At 63.3% G+C, this 20,510-nt stretch carries 15 protein-coding genes; 8 read left to right on the top strand and 7 right to left on the bottom strand.

Going from position 1 to position 20,510, the window contains the following annotated elements:
* Positions 1-89 precede the first annotated feature (89 nt).
* On the top strand, positions 90-1,904 hold the full coding sequence (locus HNQ71_RS29285; protein ID WP_343068272.1) for an MORN repeat-containing protein: 1,815 nt from the start codon (positions 90-92) through the stop codon (positions 1,902-1,904).
* Positions 1,905-2,063: 159 nt separating this feature from the next.
* Here the strand turns inward: HNQ71_RS29285 and amrB are convergent, their stop codons facing one another.
* The 5 genes from amrB to HNQ71_RS29260 form a co-directional block, all read right to left on the bottom strand.
* Complete coding sequence (gene amrB, locus HNQ71_RS29280; RefSeq protein ID WP_246462190.1) at positions 2,064-3,785, bottom strand: AmmeMemoRadiSam system protein B; 1,722 nt, start codon at positions 3,783-3,785, stop codon at positions 2,064-2,066.
* 155 nt (positions 3,786-3,940) lie between these two features.
* Entirely contained in the window at positions 3,941-6,967 is a 3,027-nt protein-coding gene (locus HNQ71_RS29275) for a caspase family protein (protein WP_246462189.1), read from the bottom strand.
* A 2-nt stretch (positions 6,968-6,969) separates the two neighbouring features.
* Positions 6,970-7,680, bottom strand: coding sequence for a DUF4760 domain-containing protein (locus HNQ71_RS29270; RefSeq protein ID WP_184876984.1), 711 nt, complete (start codon positions 7,678-7,680; stop codon positions 6,970-6,972).
* Positions 7,677-8,120 (bottom strand): hypothetical protein, encoded by a 444-nt coding sequence (locus HNQ71_RS29265; protein ID WP_246462188.1) that lies wholly within the window; start codon positions 8,118-8,120, stop codon positions 7,677-7,679. The genes HNQ71_RS29270 and HNQ71_RS29265 overlap by 4 nt, the downstream gene beginning before the upstream one ends.
* A 49-nt stretch (positions 8,121-8,169) precedes the next feature.
* Positions 8,170-10,374, bottom strand: a complete 2,205-nt coding sequence (locus HNQ71_RS29260) for a caspase family protein (RefSeq protein ID WP_184876982.1) — start codon at positions 10,372-10,374, stop codon at positions 8,170-8,172.
* Between the two features lie 261 nt (positions 10,375-10,635).
* Here HNQ71_RS29260 and HNQ71_RS29255 point away from each other — a divergent pair, with 261 nt between their 5' ends.
* Positions 10,636-11,040 (top strand): Fur family transcriptional regulator, encoded by a 405-nt coding sequence (locus HNQ71_RS29255; RefSeq protein ID WP_184876980.1) that lies wholly within the window; start codon positions 10,636-10,638, stop codon positions 11,038-11,040.
* On the opposite strand, the gene HNQ71_RS29250 is transcribed toward HNQ71_RS29255, so the two are convergent.
* Both HNQ71_RS29250 and polA read right to left on the bottom strand, forming a co-directional pair.
* A complete protein-coding gene (locus HNQ71_RS29250) occupies positions 11,037-11,657 on the bottom strand; it encodes a LysE family translocator (protein WP_184877140.1) in 621 nt (206 codons plus the stop codon). The genes HNQ71_RS29255 and HNQ71_RS29250 overlap by 4 nt on opposite strands.
* A gap of 10 nt (positions 11,658-11,667) precedes the next feature.
* The gene (gene polA, locus HNQ71_RS29245) at positions 11,668-14,625 is read right to left on the bottom strand and encodes a DNA polymerase I (RefSeq protein WP_184877138.1); all 2,958 of its coding nucleotides are present in this window, start codon (positions 14,623-14,625) and stop codon (positions 11,668-11,670) included.
* A 421-nt stretch (positions 14,626-15,046) separates the two neighbouring features.
* Between polA and HNQ71_RS29240 the strand changes: the two genes are divergently transcribed.
* The 6 genes from HNQ71_RS29240 (at position 15,047) to HNQ71_RS29215 (ending at position 20,487) form a co-directional block, all read left to right on the top strand.
* Positions 15,047-16,432: a dipeptidase gene (locus HNQ71_RS29240; protein WP_184876978.1), complete on the top strand. Its 1,386-nt coding sequence runs from the start codon at positions 15,047-15,049 to the stop codon at positions 16,430-16,432.
* Between the two features lie 125 nt (positions 16,433-16,557).
* Positions 16,558-17,178 carry a ribonuclease D gene (locus tag HNQ71_RS29235; protein ID WP_184876976.1) on the top strand — a complete coding sequence of 207 codons (621 nt, stop codon included), beginning with the start codon at positions 16,558-16,560 and terminating at the stop codon, positions 17,176-17,178.
* Positions 17,179-17,277: 99 nt separating this feature from the next.
* Complete coding sequence (locus tag HNQ71_RS29230; protein ID WP_013529550.1) at positions 17,278-17,481, top strand: hypothetical protein; 204 nt, start codon at positions 17,278-17,280, stop codon at positions 17,479-17,481.
* Between the two features lie 109 nt (positions 17,482-17,590).
* Positions 17,591-17,845, top strand: a complete 255-nt coding sequence (locus HNQ71_RS29225) for a GlsB/YeaQ/YmgE family stress response membrane protein (RefSeq protein ID WP_184876974.1) — start codon at positions 17,591-17,593, stop codon at positions 17,843-17,845.
* A gap of 25 nt (positions 17,846-17,870) precedes the next feature.
* Positions 17,871-18,017 (top strand): hypothetical protein, encoded by a 147-nt coding sequence (locus HNQ71_RS29220; RefSeq protein WP_184876972.1) that lies wholly within the window; start codon positions 17,871-17,873, stop codon positions 18,015-18,017.
* Positions 18,018-18,207: 190 nt separating this feature from the next.
* Positions 18,208-20,487: a transglycosylase domain-containing protein gene (locus HNQ71_RS29215; RefSeq protein WP_184876970.1), complete on the top strand. Its 2,280-nt coding sequence runs from the start codon at positions 18,208-18,210 to the stop codon at positions 20,485-20,487.
* The last annotated feature ends 23 nt before the right edge of the window (positions 20,488-20,510 follow it).

Here is a 20,510-nt window from a genome sequence, read left to right as displayed (position 1 = left end):
CTCTTGCACGAGGCCGGCTCGCCGACTACGCTTAGAGGGCCAAGGGGTTGGCATCCAAAAGGGCTCAAGGGATGGCGCGGACAAGGGCAGTGTTCGGGATCGCGGGCGCATCGATGCTGGCCGCGCTGATGCTATCGCCGGCCTTCGCCGATCCGGCGACCGGTCCTGCCGGCGGCGCCTGGGCGGAACGGGTGCAGATCCTCTACCAGGCAGACACGCACTCGGTGCTGCGAAGGATGGTCCGGGCTTGGGATTTCCATCCGGAGAAAAATCTCGACTTCGTCTGGGAGCCGGCGGCCGGCCAGTCGCCCGACCGGACGATCGCCGACGACGGAACTATCAACGGCAAAGGCAGGCTGGTGTGGCGGGTGCGCGGCTCGGCGAGCTATGATCCCAAAACCATCTATTCCAGCTATTTCGGTGATGTCCGAAATGGCTGGCCCGACGGGCAAGGCCGGCTCGAGCTGCGATCGGGCGAGGTTTTCGACGGGCATTGGCTTGCCGGGGAACTCAACGGCAAGGGCGTTCACGTCGACGCCGACGGCAATCGCTATGAGGGTCAGTTCGTCGCCGGCAGCCCGAATGGTGAAGGGCGGCTGCTGTTGAGGACCGGTGAGATATTTGCCGGCTCATTTGTCAATGGATTGAAGAACGGCAAGGGCCGCACGCGGCTCGCCGGAGGCACTATCTACGAGTCGCAATGGGCGATGGGCAAGGAGGTCGGCGGAACGCGCCCCGACGTGCTGGCCGATGCCAGGGTCGGCGGGCTGCTCAAGGCGCAGACCGGCGGCGGCGATGCCGACAAGGTCGAGATCGGCGTCACGGTCGACCAGCGCATGACCCAGCAGTCCGATATGCAGTACCAGCACCTGGTGCGCGACGAGGATATCGCGATCTATCCGCTGTCGGACCAGTACAATGACAGCTGGAACGGCACCGGCCAGGTCACCACCAGCAATGTCTATGAAGGTATGAACTGGGAGGACGCGCCGGCCTTTGCCGAGGTCGACCTGAAGACATCGGACCAATCCAGGGTCAAGCTCGACAGTCTGGAAATGAAGGTCGCCGCCAGCGATGCCTATCGCAAGCCGATGCTCTCGATATCGGAGCATTTCGGCTGTGTCGGCTTCCGCCCGGATTTCTCGATCATCAACAATGGCTGGGGCGAGCCCAAGGACATGAAGATGTCGATCCAGTTCACCATGGTCGACGATGAAGGCAATCCGACCGGTGATCCCAGCCACATGTTCAGCAAGGACGTCGGCAGTTTCGGCGAGGGCGTCGACGTGTCGATCAAGAGCGTGCTCGCTGAGGCTGGCGTCGACACGGCCAGCCTGGAGACGGGGCGGTTTCCCTGTCCTTCTGTGGACAGTCTCAATGTCTGTCGCAGCCAGCTCACCAACAAGATCAAGTTCGGCCAGGTCGCCGACTATCTTGGCACCATGCAACAGGCGATGACGCTGAATGCGATCGGCAAGTTCGACTATTCCTGGTCGGATGACGAAGGTCATGTCTACCAGCAGAGCGAGCCATTCCGCACCTCTATCACCATGGCGGTTTTCGAGACCCCGGAAGCGATGGCCGAATGTGGCGATGGCGGCGGTGGCACGCCGGAAGCGATGCGCTACCAGAACATCGAATTCCCGATCGGCAAGCATGATTACACCATCGCCATGCCGGTGCGCGGCAACAAGAAGATCAGCGCCTACACGGCGCGGTTGAAGATGTGGTCGTCGATGTCGTCGATCCACAGCTTCAGCATTGCCGCGCATTTTGCCGATGGCAGCGTGCGCGTGAGCAAGCCGGTGACCTTCTTTTATTTCCGGCCGAAGCAGTCGCTGTTCGAGACCAAGACCGAGCCGGCGGCCTGTTATCTGCCTCGCGACATGGTCGGCTGCGGTTAGGGTGCATTGATATTCAGGTGATGCCGGCCTGCAAACGGCAGCTTCCTGCGCTTCCGGTGCTCAGGTACTCCGGTTCTCGGAACCCACGGTTTTGGTCGCTTCGCGCCCGTCTTCGACTCCAGCTCGGCCTGACCTGAATCTCAACACACCCTGGCGCGCCTATTTGCGGCCCATCTCGAAATAGTTGGGCAGCGGCAAAAGCCTCGTGAAGATCGTACCCTGGGCGAAGACGCGCAGTTCCAGCATCGATCCGGACGACCGCTCGGCGCTCTGGTCGAATAGGAAATTGCCGAGCGAATAGACCTCCGCCACATCGCCGCCAGCAAGCGGAACGATCGCCTCGCTCGACACATGTGGATGGCCGCCGACGATGGCCGAGATCCCACGGAGCCGCATCTGGTCGGCAAGCATGTCCTCGCGCGTCGACGGTTCTGTCTTGTACTCGCGGCCCCAGTGGACGAAGGCGACCACCGGCCGCTCGGCATTTTCGTGCAGCAGCCGGTCAAGCAGGGCAGGCGTCAGCAGATCGGTGTTCTTCGAGCCGTTGGTGTCGATGTCGGTCAGGCCGACAAGGTCGAGATCGGCAAGCGCCAGCGTTTCACCCTGGCCGAAATGCGGGATGCCGGCCTCGTCCAGCGCGCGCAGCGTCTCGGCATAGCCTGACAGGCCGAGATCATAGGCGTGATTGTTGGCGAGCCCGACACCGGCGACATGCAGCCGCTTCAGCATGTCGATAGCCAGGTCTTGCGGCATCGCCAGCGTCATGTCGTCGATCGCTTCCGGCACGTTGGGCAAGATGACGCCTTCGAGGTTGACGACCAGCGGCCGTGAACCGGTGAGAGCCAAAACGCTGTCAACGATCCGGTCGGCAACGCCGTCGCGGACCAGTATCTTCTTCATGGCGCGGCCGAAATTCACGTCGCCGGCGAGATAGTAGATCCTGTCCTTCGGCCGTGCCGGATTGTTGAAGCCGGGGGCGAAGGCGCCGAACAGGGCCACGATATAACTGGTGGTCCGCTCGACATAGTCCGGCGTGTGTTCCTGTGAGTTCTCGTTGGCGACGACCAGCGGCTGGGCGCCGAACAGTTCGCGCTGCAGCCTGGTCTGGATGTAGAGCGCCCCGACGGAATCGGCATGATCGGGCTGGCGAAGCGCCGCGATGCCGTCGAGCGACCCGGCGGCCAGCATGTTCAGCGTCTGCTGGTCGAAGCGCCGTGCCTCGTGCTGCGGCAGATAGTGCGAGAAGTCGGTGGATTCGACGACTAGCGTGTCCTGGTCGACGATCGGCTTCAGAGCCTCGGCCAGCCTGTCCCAGTCGCCGCGCCGCGCCTTGACCGACATCGCCACCGGCACGATTTTCGCCTCCGGGAAGTAATGGTGCAGGAACGGCAGCATGGCGCGCACGCCATGTTCCTTGTCGAACAGGCAGGACTCCTCGACCATGTCGCCGTGCGTTTCGAGCTGGCGCACCGCTTGTACGTCGGCGGCGACGGGGCCAAGCACGGTATCGAAGCCGCGCAGCGTGGTGGCGTACAGTTTGTGCGTCTTGTGGAAATGGTCCGGCGACAGGATGACGATGCGCTTGTAGCGGAAGCCGGACGCCGCCCGGAAACCCAGCGCCACCAGGTCGGCGGCCAGGAGATGATGCGGGACGGTGATGCCGGTCAGCCGCTGGTTCGATGGCTCGACATCGGCGACCTTTGCGATGGCATCTTTGAACACTTTGGCGTCGTCGTAGAAGGGCGGGAAGTTTTCGGCGCCGGGCGGGCAAATTATGGGCGCGGCGGCGGCGTGAAAGGCTGGAGTAAAGAGGCAGAACAGCATTGCTGCGATTGCCGGAAACAGTCGCGCGAGACGGCCCCCCTCTGTCCTGCCGGACATCTGCCCCTCGTGGGGGGAGATTAATCTCTTGGTCGCCGGCTCATCGTTTGAAACGTCGACGATTGCCGAAGTCGAAGATAACAGCCGATCTCCCCCCTTGAGGGGGAGATGTCCGGCAGGACAGAGGGGGGTGTCTTGGCGCAGACTTGGTCCCCTCATGGCTCGGCGAGCACGATGTTCTCCACGCCGCCGACATAGTAGAACGGCTTCTGCCTCGACGATGTCAGCCGCACCACCTCGCGTGAAATGTAGTCGGCAAGGCCGAACAGCGTAACGCCGCCGTCCGACGTCCTGGCCTTGCCGCGCAGGCCTTCGAGGATCGAATAAGTGAAGACGCCGTGGCCGAGTTCGGGCAGTTCGGCGGCGGTGTTGTTGGCGGCGGTGGCCGAAAACACGACGATGCGTGCATCCTGCGCGTCCTTTTCCAGGCGCGGGTTGAAGGCGTTGGCGGCATGGCATGTGTCGAGCAGCATGAAGCGCATCCCCTTGGCCCGCTCGACCGATTTCTGGATGTCCGACCAGTCGACAAGCGAGGAGCGCCTCCAGCGTTCGGCATCCTGTTTGCGGCCGTCGGTCGGGATGAAATAGTAGTCCTCGTCGATGTTGATGCCATGGCCGGCAACGAAGATGATGGTGGTGTCGTGTTCACCCGGCCTGTCGAGGAAATCGGCGAGCTGGTCGTCGATCGTGTCGGAGTCGGGCTCCATTATGCCGTCGGCGCTGGCGATCGAATAGGTCTGCCTGGCCTTGTCGGGGGCCTCGTCGAGCGCTTCCCGGTTGACCAGAACCAGCGTCTCCATCGATGAGAACAGCGGCGCCGATTTCTGCGAAATCACCTTGAGGAATTCGGTGGCATCATCGACGGGGTAGCGCAGGTCGCAGGCGTGGCCCGAACAGGCATCGGTCAGGAACGGATATTTGTCGACGCCGATGACCGCCACATATAGCTTGCCCTTGGCTTCGGCCTTCTCGGTCTTTCTTGCCAGCGCCGTTACGCTGCGTTCGGTCAGATAACCGAATTCGTTGGTGCCGGTGATGCGGATGGTGTTTTCGCCATTCTCGACCGGTACCTCGACGATGGTGTTGTTGCCGTCCACCGAGCGGGCGGTGACGTCGCCGACATTGCGGCTGTTCGACAGGATCGAGAAGTCGGCGACATCGGTCCCGGCTTGCCCGGCGCCTGATATCTCGACGGCGACATAACCGTCACGTACCTTGCTCTGGTCGGCGGCGAGGCGGATGTCGAATTCCGGTGGCTTGCGCTGCAGCAGCTTCTGCAGCTCGTTGTCGACGCCTGGCCGCATCTCCTTGACCGCCTGTTTGGCGCTGCGCAGGATGATCGCGCGGCGAACCATCTCCGGGCTCCAGAGATATTTCTTCAATTGGCCGGCGCGGATGAAGCGGCCTTCATGGTCGCGGCCCTGGTTGACCTGCCAGCCGATCAGCTTGTCGCCCTCGTCGGAGGAATAATAGTAGCCCTGCGGCATCCAGGCGATCCATTGCGAGCCGGCAAAGAACATCGACACGAACAGTTCGTGTGTCTTCAGGTTCCACAGCCTGAGCGTCTGGTCGGCACTGCCGGTGACCAGCAGGTTGGCTTTTTCCGAGGCGACCATGGCGTTGATTTCGCCGGTATGGCCGGTGAATTCGCCTGACACTCTCGCAGTCGCGGTCCTGTATTCGAGCAGCGTGCCGTCATTGCCGCCGGTAATCAGGCCAAGGCCATCGTCGATCAGCGTGAAGGCCGAATGGACAAAGCCATTGGTGGCATCGTTCTCGATGCTGCGCACCACATTGCCGCCATTGGCTATCTCCAGCACCGCGTTTTCCAACGCGTCCTTGCCTCCCTCCCTGGCGCGTAGCGACCACTGGCCGTCTGTCAACGCGGCGCGGGCAAACGAACCCGGGTCTGTCAGGGGCTGCGGGTCGTCGAAGAAACGCTCGGTGGTCGGCAGCACAAGCCTGTTGTCCAGTGCGCCTTGTTCTTCTGGACAGGACACGCGCCCCGGGCAGGGGTTTGTGTTGCTCCAGGCGATGACGTCGTTCGCCACGTCGATGCCGACGGCGGTCACCGGCTCACCCACTCCCTGCAGCAAAGCCTTGCGCTCGCCGGTCGCGGGGTCCCAGACCTGGATGGCGTTGCGCGTGCCGCCGGCGGTCGCCACCAGCGAACCATCGGCATTGGCGGTGCTGGCATAGACCGTGCCGTCATGGCCGGTATAGTCGAGCACCTTCTCGCCGGTGTCGATGTTCCAGACAATGGAGCGGTGCTTGTCGGTGCAGCGATTGCTGCAGGAGGCGACCAGCCGCGACCCCTTGGCAAAGGTCAGGGAGCCGATGAGGAAATCCTGCTTCGGCATGGCACCCAGCAGCGTGCCGTCGGCTGCGTGCCAGAGCTGGACCTGCCCGTCCTTGTTGCCCGTGGCCAACAGGCTGCCATCCTGCGACACGGCCAGCGCCATGACACTGATATCCCGCAACGGCTCGGCTTCGGTCGGCAAGGTGATCTCCTCGCCCTTCGCGACGTCCCAGAGCCGGATGCCGTTGTCGGTGGTGGTCGCCGCCAGCCGGGCACCCGCGGCAGCGAAGGCGAGCTTGTCGATGTGCCAGGAATCGGCATCGAGCTTCTTGTCCAGCGTCCACCCGGTCGCGGATCTGTCGTCCAGCCGCCAGAGATAGACGACACCGTCGGCGCCACCGGCAGCCAGGGTTTTGCCGTCGGGAGAGAAGGCGAGGTCGTAGGTTGCGTAATCGCCGCCCTTGAGCACCGCCTTCATCTTGCCGGTGCCGAAGTCGAACAGCCGGATGTCGCCATAGGGCGGCTTGTCGCCGAGGCTGGCGCCGAAATAGCCGCCGGCCGCGATCGTCTTGCCATCCGGCGAGACCGCCACCGCGAAGATCTTGCCGTCGCTGCCATTGCCGAGATAGCCGCGAATGGTGCGCAGCGTCACCCCGCTCTGCCAGTCCCAGATGCGGATGGTCTTGTCGTTCGATGCCGAGACGATGTTCTCGCCGTCAGGGGTGAACGCGAGGTCGGTGATCTGCGCACTGTGACCGCCGGTGTCGAGATCGAGGTGGAAGTCAGCCGCCTCTTCGGCGCGAGCTGCCGATGCGACAACAAGCGCACCGGCCATGGCCAGCCAGCAGCAGGCACGCATGAGGCGGCGAGCTGCTTCTCCCATCGCTATTTGACTTCGGCCGCGGGTTGCCCATTGCGCACATAGGCCTCGATCGCCGTGGCGAAAGTGGGTGAACCCGCCTTGCGCTGCTTGTCGACATAGCCGGCAAAATAACTCCAGAACGAAACGGCATAGTCGCGAAAATAAGCGTCGGTCACTCTGCGCGAACACAGGTCGCCGTCGATGCAGAAGGACAGGCGGTTGAGGAAATAGACGATGCGGTCGAAATTCTCGCTGAAATCGGCGAGCGGCATGTCGCCACCGCTGGCGGTCATCGCCTCGATGCCGATCCGCTGCCGGAACACCTGCTCCTCGGTTGGCGAGGGGTTGGCGCTGAGCAGATTGTCATATTTGGCGTTGAGGGCCGCAAGACGATCTTTCAGCGCCCTTTGCGCCTGCTGATAGTCCTTGGTTTCCCAGAGCTCAACCAGCGACATGGTCTGCTCGACGCGCTTCTGCTCCTGGTTGGCCAGGAACTGGTAGATCGAGAACATCAACGTGAAGATGATGGCCAGACGCACCAGCAGGCCCGACCAGGCATAGATCAGCATGCGCCAGTCGCGGTCGGTGAACGGGTTCGCTTCCTTCTTGATCTCGTGGCTGCTCGGCCAGGGAAAACCCTCGGTGGTTTCCGGCAAAGCCGGCTTCGTGGCCGGCGCCTTCGTGGGGGCGGCGGCAGCTGCCGTTTGCCTGGTGTTGGCCGCCGGTTTTTTCATTGGCAGCTGTCCAGTTCGATGACGGCGGAGGGATCCAGTACGATGCCGGGTGCCTCCAGCTTCTTTTTCAGGCATTGCAGCTGCAGGCGCGAAATCATGAACTGCACATCGGGCTCCGCCGGCCCCTTGTTCGGTGACGGTAGCGCTTCGACGACGCCGCGCGAGGCGCAGCCGCTTAGGTCGACCACGACCGCGCCGTTGCCGCTTTTGGCGATCTGATCGTACTGATCGAGAAAACAGGTCGCCAGTTCCGAATTGGTGACGATCTGCTTGGCACAGAGGCCGCAGGCCTCGTCCGCCGAAGCATTGGCGATCAGCAACAGGCTGCCGGCAACGCCGGCCACCGCTCCACGCCAGGAAAACATCGAATTCTTCACAATCGATCCTATCCGCTTCATCCGGCCGTCATGCGCCATTGCGCCGGCCGGGAATGTTCTCATATCGCGCCGATCGCGCAAGAGCCGGTCCGGCCCTTGTGTTGGCATTCGGTCAGGCGCGTGGCACCGTCTCCATCGGGAAGATCATCACCGCGCCCTTCGGGCCGCTCTTGTCGGCAAGCCGCATCACCGAGCGGGTCGCCGGCGCCATGCCGATATCGGTCAGCATGTCGGAGAAGCTGGCGGGGCCAAGCCCGCGTGTCATGGACGCAACGCCGTCCTGCGCCAGGAAGCTCAGATCCTCCTTCTCGCTTTCCGGCGGCGCCTCGGTCAAAACCGCGATCATCCTTTCCATGCCGAAGCTGGTGTCGGTGAAGGCCAGCAGCCCCTCTTCGAGCGTGGCTTGCGGCGCCAGGCGCTCGGCGACGATGTGGGTGATCGAATAGTCGCTGCCAACATAGAGCACATTGATGTCGACCAGCAGATCAGAGCCGTTCCTTGCCAGCACATGCACTTCGTCGCCCGGTGAGACGCGAGGCACCACCGAAGCCTGCAACGGTTCGAGGCCATCCTTGTCACGGCGTTTGACCTGGAACTGGACGTCGACGTCCTCCGGCTTGTAGTCGGAAGCCGCCGCCAGCCGCGAAAGCCCGGTCGCACGGAAGATGGTGCGGAGATTTCTGGTCGTGGCCTCGACCAGCTTTTTCCCGTCATCCATGTGGATGATGATCAGCGGCGGCTTGCTGCCGTCCTTCAAGGTCACGTCGCCCGAGGCCGGCAGGAACCACAACGCCGGCTTGTCGGTCGCGTCCTTGGCAGCGCCGGCAATGGCATTCTCTCGCATCACCGCAAAGCGAAGCTCGGCGCTCTTGCCGGGGTCGACCAGTTCGATGTTGAAGCCGGTCTCCTTGGCCGTGGCAAGTTCGTCGAGAACCGAATTGACCAAAGCGGTTTCCTTCTCAAGTCCCTTGGTCGCCGCCGGCCGCGCCACGACGAGCTTGTAGTCGACGGCGATCTCGGCCACCCGCGCATAGGCATTGGCGGGGATGTCAGCGAGCTTGAGCGCCGGCTTGTTGTCGAATTCGACCGGCTTGACCCGGCTCTCCAGGTTCCTGGCAGACTGCACCTCGAGATAGCCGACCGCGTCGGAAAGCGGCGACAGCGCCGACGGCAGGATGGCGAGCTTGCTGCCGGGGGTGAGGCGATGCAGCAGGCCGGCGCCGATCGTCGCTTCGCCGTCCTTGATGACGACAGGCCATTGCATGACCGCGTCGGTCTTGTCGGTGCCGAAGACACGGGCGTCGAGTTCGCCCTCGAACAGCGGTGTCGGGCGGGTGCGGCTGTCGGCCGCATATTGCTGCAGCACGGCCTGGCCGAGCTGTCGATAGGTGACGTTTGGGTTCTCGGCCAGTTTCGACAGGATGGTGAAGGTAAACAGGCCGAACCGTGGAGCATCCGTCGTGCCCTTGGGCAGCGGCATCTCCGGTGTCGTCTCCACCGTCTGCGCGGCATAGAAGGCGACCAGCTTGCCCTTGGTGATCGGTTCGCCGCCGGTTGGGGTCAGGTTGAAGGCCGGCTTGCGCGTGCCGTTGTCGTCGACGCCGCGCGAGCCGGCGGCGGATGTCACCTCGTCATAGGCCTTGATCGCAGCGGCCCGCTCGGCTTCGCTGCCTCCGACCAAATCGGCGAACTCGACCTTGCGCTCCATTTCGTCGTCGACCTCGACTGCGCGGGTCGCGGTGCCTGAATGGCAGCAGTCGAACACCACCCAGACGAAGGCGCCCTTGTTGCGGATGGCGTCGAGCGCGGCACCGATCTCGTCGTCGACCAGCGCATTCGGCACGCCCGCATCACGGTTGATCCATTTGTCGATGTCGACGGGCAGGAAAATCTCGTCGAGACCGTCGGTCTCGTCGCCCTTGACCCTCTCCGGCTGCTGGGCGCCGTGGCCGGACAGGTGAAGATAGACGAAATCGTCGCGCTGCACCTTGGCGGCGAGGTCGACCAGCGCGGCCTTGATCGCGGCATGGGTCGGCAAGCCGTTGGCGCCCGGGATGTCCTTGGCCAGCAGCGTGACATTCTCGGGCGCGAACCGCACCGGATCGGGCACGTTCTTCAACAGGTACTCGTGGACGAGGCCGGCATCGTTCTTCGGTCCGATCAGCCAGTTCCTCTGCGGCAAGTTCGGATATTCGGTGCAGGCGACCAGCAGCGCATGGTAAGTGCGCGATGCTGCGATGGTCCTGAACGACACCATGCCAGCCATCGTCAGCGCGGACGTGCCGACCAGCAGCGTCCGCCGCGTCAATTTGATCATGATTGCTTCCCCAAGCCCGATCGAATTTCCCAAGCGCGGCAATCCTTGCCGAAGATTTTGTCAGTATTTTGAATGTAGCATCGCAGAGCAACCCGCCTGTTACCCTGTTCCGGTCGACGATAGGCGTTCTCGACAGCCTTCCGGCGCAGAGATATTGGAAACAGTAGCAAAAATGCCTGTTCGTCGCTATCTGATGGGACTGGGATCGTTTGAGCGCGGAAATGATGCGCGAGCGACGCAAGACAGGTTGGAAACAGGATCATGGCGGCAAGGGACGTGCTGACGAAGAACCAGCTGTGCGTGCTCGAGAAACTCGAGGCCGCCAGTGGGCCGCTCAGCGCCTACACCTTGCTCGACCAACTGCGCGAGCGCGGTTTTCGCGCGCCGCTGCAGGTCTACCGGGCACTCGACACGCTGGTGAAGACCGGCTTCGTGCATCGACTGGAAAGCATCAACTCCTTCGTCGCTTGCGCCGAGCCGCATGACCACAGCCATTCGATGACCGCCTTCGCCATCTGCGACACCTGCGGGCAAGTCATCGAAATGTCCGATCACGATGTCGACCACCGGCTGGACGAATGGGTGCGCTCGACAGGCTTCGCCGCCAAGAAGGCGGTGATCGAATTTCGCGGGACATGTGCGAAATGTTTGGCTGAAGCGGCCTAACGCGCGGTCGACCACGCAAACCAGAACGCAACGAGCGCCAGCAAGGCCGAAAGCAGCCGCCGGCTGGTTCGTTCCAGCCGTGGATCGTTGAGGAAGGGCTGCAGCGCTCCCGCCAACACGACGATCAGTCCATGGATGGCTGTCGCGATTGCCACATAGGTCAGGATAAGCAGGAGAGTCTGCGCAAGTATCGGCCGTCCGTCCTCGACGAAGGTCGGCAGCACGGCGACATAGAAGATCGCCGCCTTCGGATTTAGGAGATTGGTGACAAATCCGCGCCAGAAATACTTCCCACCCGGATTGCCATTGTTCGAAACCACATCGGTTCCAGCGGTCCAACCCTCCCAAGCAAGATAAAGCAGGAACAGAATGCCTGCCCAGCGGAGACCCTCGTAGAGCAAGGGCGACGCCTGAATCACTTCGGCGACGCCCAAGGCGGCTATGCCGCCAATGGCCGCCAGACCCGACGCGATGCCCGCCACGGTTGCGAAGCCCGCGCTGCGGCCGTGGCTCGCCGAAACCAGTGCCAGATAAGTCATGTTGGGGTCCGGCGTCAGTTCGATCAGCATCGACGCCAGCACGAATGAGAGGAATGTGGCCGTTGAAAACGGCAGCATTTCGCTCACTTCAATGGGCCTCGTCCCAGTTGTTGGCGGCACGGGCGTCGACATGCAGCGGCACCGACATCGACACCGCCGGCATCGCCGCGCTTTCCATGATGTGACGCACAACGGGGATCGTTGCCTCGACTTCCGCCTCGACCGTCTCGAAGATCAGCTCGTCATGCACCTGCAGCAGCATGCGGGCCGACAGCTTCGCCTTCTCCAGCGCCTCGTCCATGCGCACCATGGCGCGGCGGATGATGTCGGCGGCGGTGCCTTGCAGGCGCGCATTGATCGAGGCGCGCTCGTTGAACGCGCGGACCGAAGGATTGGAGGATCGAATATCAGGATAGTGGATGCGGCGGCCGAAGATCGTTTCGACGAAGCCGTGCTCGCGGGCATAGGCCTTGGTTTCCTCGATGTAGTCGCGGATGCCCGGGAAGCGCTCGAAATACTTCTTGATGTAGTTGCTCGCTTCCTCGCGCGGGATCGACAGCTGATTGGCGAGGCCGAAGGCGGAAATGCCATAGATGATGCCGAAATTGATCGCCTTGGCGCGACGGCGGACTTCCGAAGGCATTCCCTCTACCGGCACATTGAACATTTCCGATGCGGTGATGGCGTGGATGTCGGCGCCGTCGGCGAAGGCCTGTCGCAATTGCGGGATCTCGGCGACATGGGCGAGCACCCGCAACTCGATCTGGCTGTAGTCGGCCGAGACCAGCCGGTTGCCCCTGTCGGCGATGAAGGCGGTCCTGATCTTGCGGCCTTCGGCGGTGCGCACCGGGATGTTCTGCAGATTCGGATCGGATGACGACAGCCGGCCCGTCGTTGTCGCCGCCAGTGCGTAGGAGGTGTGGACGCGCTTGGTGTCCGGGTGGATGAAGCCCGGCAGCGCATCGGTGTAGGTCGATTTCAGCTTGGTCAGCTGGCGCCAGTCGACGATCTTGCGCGGCAATTCATGGCCTTCGGCGGCGAGGTCTTCGAGAAGCTGCGCCGAGGTCGACCATTGCCCGGTCTTGGTCTTCGAACCGCCGGGCAGGCCCATGCGGCCGAACAAGATGTCGCCAAGCTGTTTTGGCGAACCGATGTTGATGCGCTCGCCGATGAGTTGGTAGATTTCCTCTTCGAGCCTGGCGGCGCCCTGCGCCAGTTCGCCCGAGAGCCGCGACAGGATCTGCCGGTCGACCGAGATGCCTCGCTGTTCCATGCGCGCCAGCACCGGCACCAGCGGCCGCTCCAGCCGCTCATAGACCGACACGAGCCCCTTGGCGGCAAGCCGCGGCTTCAGCACCAGCCAGAGCCGCAGCGTCACATCGGCGTCTTCGGCAGCATGAGCGGTCGCTCTGTCGATGTCGACCTGATCGAAACCGACGGAGCTTTTGCCGGAGCCGGTAACGTCCTTTAGCTGGAGAGGGGTGTGGCCAAGCCATTTCTCGGCAAGTGAGTCCATGCCGTGACCATGAGGAGTGCCGGCATCGAGCACATAGGAGATCAGCATGGTGTCGTCGAAAGGCGCGACATCGATGCCGAAGCGGCTCATGATGACCAGATCGTATTTCAGGTTCTGCGCGATCTTGAGAACCGACCTGTCCTCCAGCAGCGGTTTCAGCACGGCCAGCGCCTCGGGAAACTGGATCTGGTTTTCGACCGCGCCGCCCCCGAGCAGATCACCGTTGCCGCTTCTGTGGGCAAAGGGAATGTAGGCGGCGCGGCCGGGGGCCGTGGCGATGGACATGCCGATCAACTCGGCCTGCATCGGATCGGCCGACGTTGCCCGGACATCGAAAGCGGCAAGGCCGGTCTCGGTTGCCTCGGCGACCCAGGCTTTCAAGGTCGCGACATCGCGAATGCAGTGATAGGCTGACGTATCGATCTTGCGGGTGGCGGCGCTCTCCAACCGCAGCGCGGCGAGCAGGGAAGGGGTGTCGCCGCTGATGGGTTTCTCGGCGCCCGGCACCTGGTTTGCCGCGCCTTCTTCGCCGGCCCTGGCAGGTCGGACAGCGCTGGAAGCTCCCGCGCCGACATCGGGGCCATGCGCGGCGTCAGCTCGCTCAACGGTCACCGCGACGGCCTGGACGTCACCGGCCTCGGTGCCGGTCGCCTCCGCCACGCGGCGGGTCAGCGAGGTGAATTCCATCGTCTTGAGGAAGCCGATCAGCTTCGGTCCGTCCGGCGCGTGCAGGATAAAGTCGTCCAGCCCCTCTGCCACCGGAACGTCGTTCTTCAGCGTCACCAGCTGGCGTGAAATGCGCGCCTTGTCGGCGTTGGCGATGATCGATTCCCGCCTTTTGTCCTGCTTGATCTCGCCGGCGCGGGCTAGCAGCCCGTCGAGGTCGCCGAACTGCTCCAGCAACTGTGCCGCCGTCTTCGGCCCGATGCCGGGCACACCGGGCACATTGTCGACGGAGTCACCCGTCAGCGCCTGCAGGTCGACCATCTTTTCCGGCGGCACGCCCCATTTCTCGATGACTTCCGGAATGCCGATCTGGCGGTCCTTCATCGGGTCGTACATGCCGACCGTGGCGCCGACCAGTTGCATCAGGTCCTTGTCGGAGGAGATGATGGTGGTGTCGCCGCCCGCTTCGCAGGCCAGCCTGGCATAGGTGGCGATCAGGTCGTCGGCCTCGTAGCCTTCGATCTCGATGCAAGGCAGGTTGAACGCCCTGGTCGCCTGGCGGATCAGGCCGAATTGCGGGATCAGGTCTTCCGGCGGCGCCGAGCGGTTGGCCTTGTATTCGGGGTAGAGATCGTTGCGGAAGGTTTTCGAGGAATAATCGAAGATAACGGCGAAATGCGTCGGCACAATGCCTACATCGGTGTTGCGGGCATCCAGCATCAGCTTCCACAGCATGTTGCAGAAGCCGGAAACGGCGCCGACCGGCAGGCCGTCGGATTTGCGGGTCAGCGGCGGGAGTGCGTGATAGGCACGGAAGATGTAGCCGGAGCCGTCGATAAGGAAGAGATGATCGCCTTTTTTCATGTCGGCAGGGATAGCGCGGCTCGGTGCTGCGGTCCATGCCAAAGGCACCGGCACCCACCGGTTCCGGCAACACCCTGACAGAATGGCCGCGGGCCGGCCTGCTCACGCCCATGTTACAAAAGTGTAATTTTCATGCCCTTGAATCGCCACGATCAAAGACCCAAATAAACATCATCGGCAGTTTTCGCCGAAGTCCGGAGCAAGGCCCGTCCCCCGCCTATCCCGGACACCTGCGGCAGCCTATCCCCCCTCTCCGGGCTGCCGCATCGTTTCGAGTAGAAGACCGCCGTGGTTCCCCCTCCACCACGGCGGTCTTTTTTTGTCGTTCGAGAGGCATTGCGCGCCTTGGTCCAATCGTCCCGGGCTTTTCGTTTGTCCGCTCTGCCTTTACGGTCCCGGCACTGAATCGAAAGGCTTACACATGTCCGCAGTTTCTCCCGTTCTCGATCGCCTCGACAAGAATCTCGACCAGAGCCTTGAGCGCCTGTTCGGCCTGCTCAGGATCAAGTCGATCTCCACCGATCCGGCCCATGCCGCCGACTGCCGCAAGGCGGCGGAATGGCTGGTGGCGGAGCTCAAGTTGATCGGTTTCGACGCCAGGGTGCGCGACACGCCCGGACACCCGATGGTCGTTGCGCATCATGATGGACCAGCCGGTTCGCCGCACGTTCTGTTCTACGGCCACTACGATGTGCAGCCGGTCGATCCGATCGAATTGTGGGACAGCGATCCGTTTTCGCCCGCGGTCAAGGAAACCGAGCCCGGCCACAAGGTGATCACCGGGCGTGGTTCGGCCGACGACAAGGGCCAACTGATGACCTTCGTCGAGGCTTGCCGCGCCTGGAAGCAGGTGCATGGCAATTTGCCGTGCCGCGTCACCATCCTGTTCGAAGGCGAGGAGGAATCCGGCTCACCGTCGCTGAAACCGTTCCTCGAGGCCAATGCCGACGAGCTCAAGGCCGATTTCGCGCTGGTCTGCGATACCGGCATGTGGGACCGCGACACGCCGTCCATCTGCGTCGGGCTGCGCGGAATGGTCGGTGAGGAGATCACGGTGAAGGCCGCCGATCGCGACCTGCATTCGGGCCTCTATGGCGGCGCCGCCGCCAACCCGATCCGCATCCTGGCCAAGGTTTTGGGCGATATCCATGACAAGGACGGCCACATCACCATTCCGGGCTTCTATGACGGCGTCGAGGAAACGCCGTCGCAGATCCTGAAATCATGGGAGACGCTGGGCGAGACGGCCGAGACGTTCCTCGGGCCGGTCGGCCTGTCGATCCTGTCGGGTGAGAAGGGCCGCTCGGTGCTGGAATTGACCTGGGCGCGGCCGACGGCCGAGTTCAACGGCATCATCGGCGGCTACACCGGCAAGGGCTTCAAGACGGTGATCGCGGCGGAAGCCTCGGCAAAGGTCTCGTTCCGGCTGGTCCACAAGCAAGACCCGGCCAAGATCCGCGCCGCGTTCCAGAAATTCGTCAAGGAGCGCATTCCGGCCGACTGTTCGGTTGACTTCCACCCGCATGGCGGCTCGCCGGCAATCCAGCTTTCCTACGACTCGCCGTTCCTGGCCAAGGCCAAGAACGCGCTGTCCGACGAATGGCCGAAGCCGGCGGTGACGACGGGCGGCGGCGGCTCGATCCCCGTCGTTGGCGATTTCCAGACCTATCTCGGCATGGAATCGCTGCTGGTCGGCTTCGGCCTCGACGACGACCGCATCCACTCGCCCAACGAGAAATACGAGCTCAACTCCTTCCACAAGGGTCAGCGCTCGTGGGCGCGGATTCTGGAGGCGTTGACGCGCTGAGGCGGCGAAAACCCAGTTTTCCTGTTGATTTTTCAGCGGATCGCGGCGAGGACGGGCCACGAGATAAAAGCGCTGCGGCACCCCTTGCGCTTCAAGGGATACCGCAGGCTCGACCGGAGAAGACAATGGCCGACATCCGTTTCCACAAAAGTGACCTGCCCGACCTTTCGCACTACAATGTCGGGGCGGTGGCCATCGACACCGAGACGCTGGGGCTCAACCCGCATCGCGACCGGCTGTGCGTGGTGCAGATCTCGCCGGGCGACGGCACGGCCGACGTGATCCAGATCGCGCCGGGCCAGAAGAAGGCGCCGAACCTCGTCAGCCTGCTGAGAAATCGCGGCGTGACCAAGTTGTTCCACTACGGCCGCTTCGACCTTGCCGTGCTTTACAATGCGTTCGGGGTGATGCCCGAGCCGGTGTTCTGCACCAAGATCGCCTCTCGACTGACCCGCACCTACACCGACCGGCACGGGCTGAAGGACATCTGCTTCGAGCTTCTCGGCGTCGGCCTGTCCAAGGCGCAGCAATCGTCGGACTGGGCGGCCGAGACGCTGTCGCCCGAACAGCTCGAATACGCCGCTTCCGATGTGCTCTACTTGCACCGTTTGCGCGATGTCCTGGCCGGGCGGCTGGCGCGAGACGGGCGGACCAAGGAGGCCGATGCCTGCTTCCGCTTCCTGCCGACGCGTGCCAAACTCGACCTCATGGGCTGGGACGAAGAGGATATCTTCGCCCATAGCTGATGATCCTGGCGAGACTCTGCTGCCGGCGACCTGTTTGGAACCGGATGCACGCCGCCGCGTTCTGTCGGCTTGTCTGGTCGGTGCAAAAGGGGCAATGACATGGCGGATAGAAAGCCGATAGCGACCGCGCCGACCGACGGTTCAAAGGTCTCCGTCACCTGGAAGGACAGCGACGGCGTCATCAACGAATCCATTGCGCAATATCGCGACGACGGCTGGTGGGTCTACATCGACAGTCATACGCAAAAGAAGGTCGAGCCGACCAGTTGGCGGCCTGCCGCGAGCGATGATGACGACCAATGAGCGCGCCGCTGGCGAGGCTGGCTGCTTTCGAATACCCTGAAGTCGTTGATATCGAGGCCGATTCGGAGCTTTCCGCTCCGCGCTCGCCCTCTTGCTCGGAGGAATGGTCATGGGTGTCGAAAGCCTGCTCGTCTTCATCATCATTGGTGCCATCGCCGGCTGGCTTGCCGGCCTCATCGTGTCCGGCTTCGGCTTCGGCCTGATCGGCAACATCATCGTCGGCATCGTCGGCGCGTTCATTGCCGGCTGGCTGTTCCCGCGGATCGGCTTCTCCATCGGCGGCGGCGTTCTCGCCTCCATCATCCATGCCACGATCGGCGCCATCATTCTGCTGGTGCTGGTCAAGGTCCTGAAACGAGCTTGACGCTCGACAACCGAAAGAGCGCGCCATGAAACAGAATACGCTCTATCTCGTCATTGGCGCGCTCGTCGTGGTGGTCATCGCACTCGGCATCTATGTCTATCGCGAGCAGTCCAAACCGAAGGGCGTCGAGCTCAAGATCGACGACAAGGGCATCTCGATCCAGCAGAATTGACGGCGCCGGACAGGCGCTGACCGCCGCCGCCTTGTTGCGCAAACGGGCGGCGTCGATATGCCGTTCCGACCGATCAGCAAGCAATTGAATCCACATTGCTTCGATTTTTCCCGACTTAACCCGCCCTTAAATCGCCGCATCTACTCTTCAACCCGAACGCCATAGGCATCGGGGATATCAAGCACAGCGCATGGCGAACCGCAGAGACAGTCGCATCGAACCCAGTTTCGAGGGACCGCCGCAGGCGAGATCCCCGGCGGGTCTTTCGGTGAACGAGGAGGATCGCGTCGTGCCGAGCAACCGCAAAGCCTCCGCAAAACGCAAGCCGGCCAAGGGGAAATCGTCGCGCGGTGGGCGCGGCAGAAGCCGGCGCGGCCTGTTCGGCGTGCTTGGCCGGCTGTTCTACTGGTGCTTCGTGCTCGCCATATGGGGCGGCATCGCGGCGGCCGGCATCGTCATCTATTACGGCGCCAAGATGCCGGCGGCCACAACCTGGTCGATCCCAGACCGCGCCCCCAACATCAAGATCGTCTCAGTCGACAACCAACTGCTGGCCAATCGCGGCATGAGTGGCGGCGAGGCCGTCGGTCTGCACGAAATGTCGCCCTATATCCCCGAGGCCGTCATCGCCATCGAGGATCGCCGCTTCTACTCGCATTTCGGCATTGATCCGATCGGGCTGTCGCGCGCGATGGTGACCAATCTGCTTGGCGGGCATTTCTCGCAGGGCGGTTCGACGCTGACCCAGCAATTGGCCAAGAACCTGTTCCTGACACCCGACCGCACGCTGGAGCGCAAGGTGCAGGAAGTGCTGCTGGCGCTGTGGCTCGAGCACAAGCACACCAAGGACCAGATCCTCGAAATGTACCTCAACCGGGTCTATTTCGGTTCCGGCGCCTATGGTGTCGAAGCGGCCTCGCGCCGGTATTTCGGCAAGAGTGCGCGTGACGTCACCCTGTCGGAAGCCGCATTGCTTGCAGGCCTGTTGAAGGCGCCGTCGCGGCTGTCGCCGGCGCGCGATCCGAAGGCCGCCGAGGAGCGCTCGCAACTCGTGCTTGCCGCCATGCGCGACGAGGGCAAGATCAGCGCCAAGGAGCTGACTTCCGCGATGAGTGCGCCAGCGACGCGCGCGCCTTCGTACTGGACCGGCTCGGAGAATTACGTCGCCGACACGATCATGGAAGAACTGCCTGACCTGATCGGCGACGTGCGCGGTGACATCATCGTTGACAGCACCGTCGACCTGACGCTGCAGAAACTCGCCGAACAGTCGATCCGCAAGCTGATCGACGACAGCGGCAAGAAGCTCAACGTCACCCAGGGCGCCCTGGTGTCGATCGACGATTCCGGCGCCGTGCGCGCCATGGTCGGTGGCTACGATTATTCGACCAGCCAGTTCGATCGCGCCTCGGAAGCACGCCGCCAGCCGGGTTCGGCATTCAAGCCGTTTGTCTACATGGCCGCCCTTGAGGCCGGCCGCACGCCCGACAGCGTGCGTAACGATGCGCCGATCAAGATCGGCAACTGGACGCCCGACAATTACGGCGGCAAGTATTTCGGCAAGGTGACGCTGGCCACCGCACTGGCGAAGTCTCTGAATTCGGTCGCTGCCCAGCTGACCATGGAGGTCGGGCCGAACGCCGTCGTCGAGGCGGCACACCGCATGGGGATCCAGTCCGAGCTGCAGTCCAACACCTCGATCGCGCTCGGCACCTCGGAGGTGACGCCGCTGGAACTGACATCGGCCTACGTGCCGTTCGCCAATGGCGGCTACAAGCCCGACATCCATTTCATCCGCCGCGTGACGACCACCGACGGCAAGGTGCTTTACGACAGCGGCGGCGGCAGCGCGCCGCGCGTCGTCAAGCCGGAGATCGTCGGCATGATGAATTCGATGATGACAGGCACGGTCGAGACCGGCACCGCCAGGAAAGCGGCCTTCGCCTGGCCGTCGGCCGGCAAGACCGGCACCAGCCAGAATTCGCGCGACGCCTGGTTCGTCGGCTACACCGCCAATCTCACCACCGGCGTCTGGTTCGGCAATGACGACGGCAGCCCGATGAAGAAGGTCACAGGCGGCGCGCTGCCGGCGCAGGCCTGGCACGAGTTCATGGTCGCCGCGCATGAGGGCGTGCCGGTGCGGCCGCTGCCCGGCACCTGGAAGTCGACCCCCGCCGACACCGTCGTGCCCGACGAGATACCTTCGGCAAACAACAGCCAGCCGGCGCCGGTTCCGCCCGCATCCGTTGGCCAGCAGGCGCCGGCCACGCAGGCTGCTGCGCCGGTGGCGCCGCCGCCAGCGCCAGTGCGCGCGGCGCGTCCTGCCCAGACCGTCGATGCCGATGGCCTTGCCATGCCGGAGGACGAGGGCGCCACCGCATCGATCAAGCATCCGGTGCCGCCAGGCAATGTCGGCGGTCCGCTGAAGAAGAAGCAGACCTCGATCCTCGACATTCTCGGCGGCGGCTGAGCGGCAACTCGCCTCTCGCATCC

Source organism: Mesorhizobium sangaii (genome assembly GCF_014207355.1).
Classification (GTDB): Bacteria; Pseudomonadota; Alphaproteobacteria; order Rhizobiales; family Rhizobiaceae; genus Mesorhizobium; species Mesorhizobium sangaii.
The sequence above is the reverse complement of the archived record's forward strand: the minus strand, read 5'-3'. Positions and strand labels throughout refer to the sequence as shown.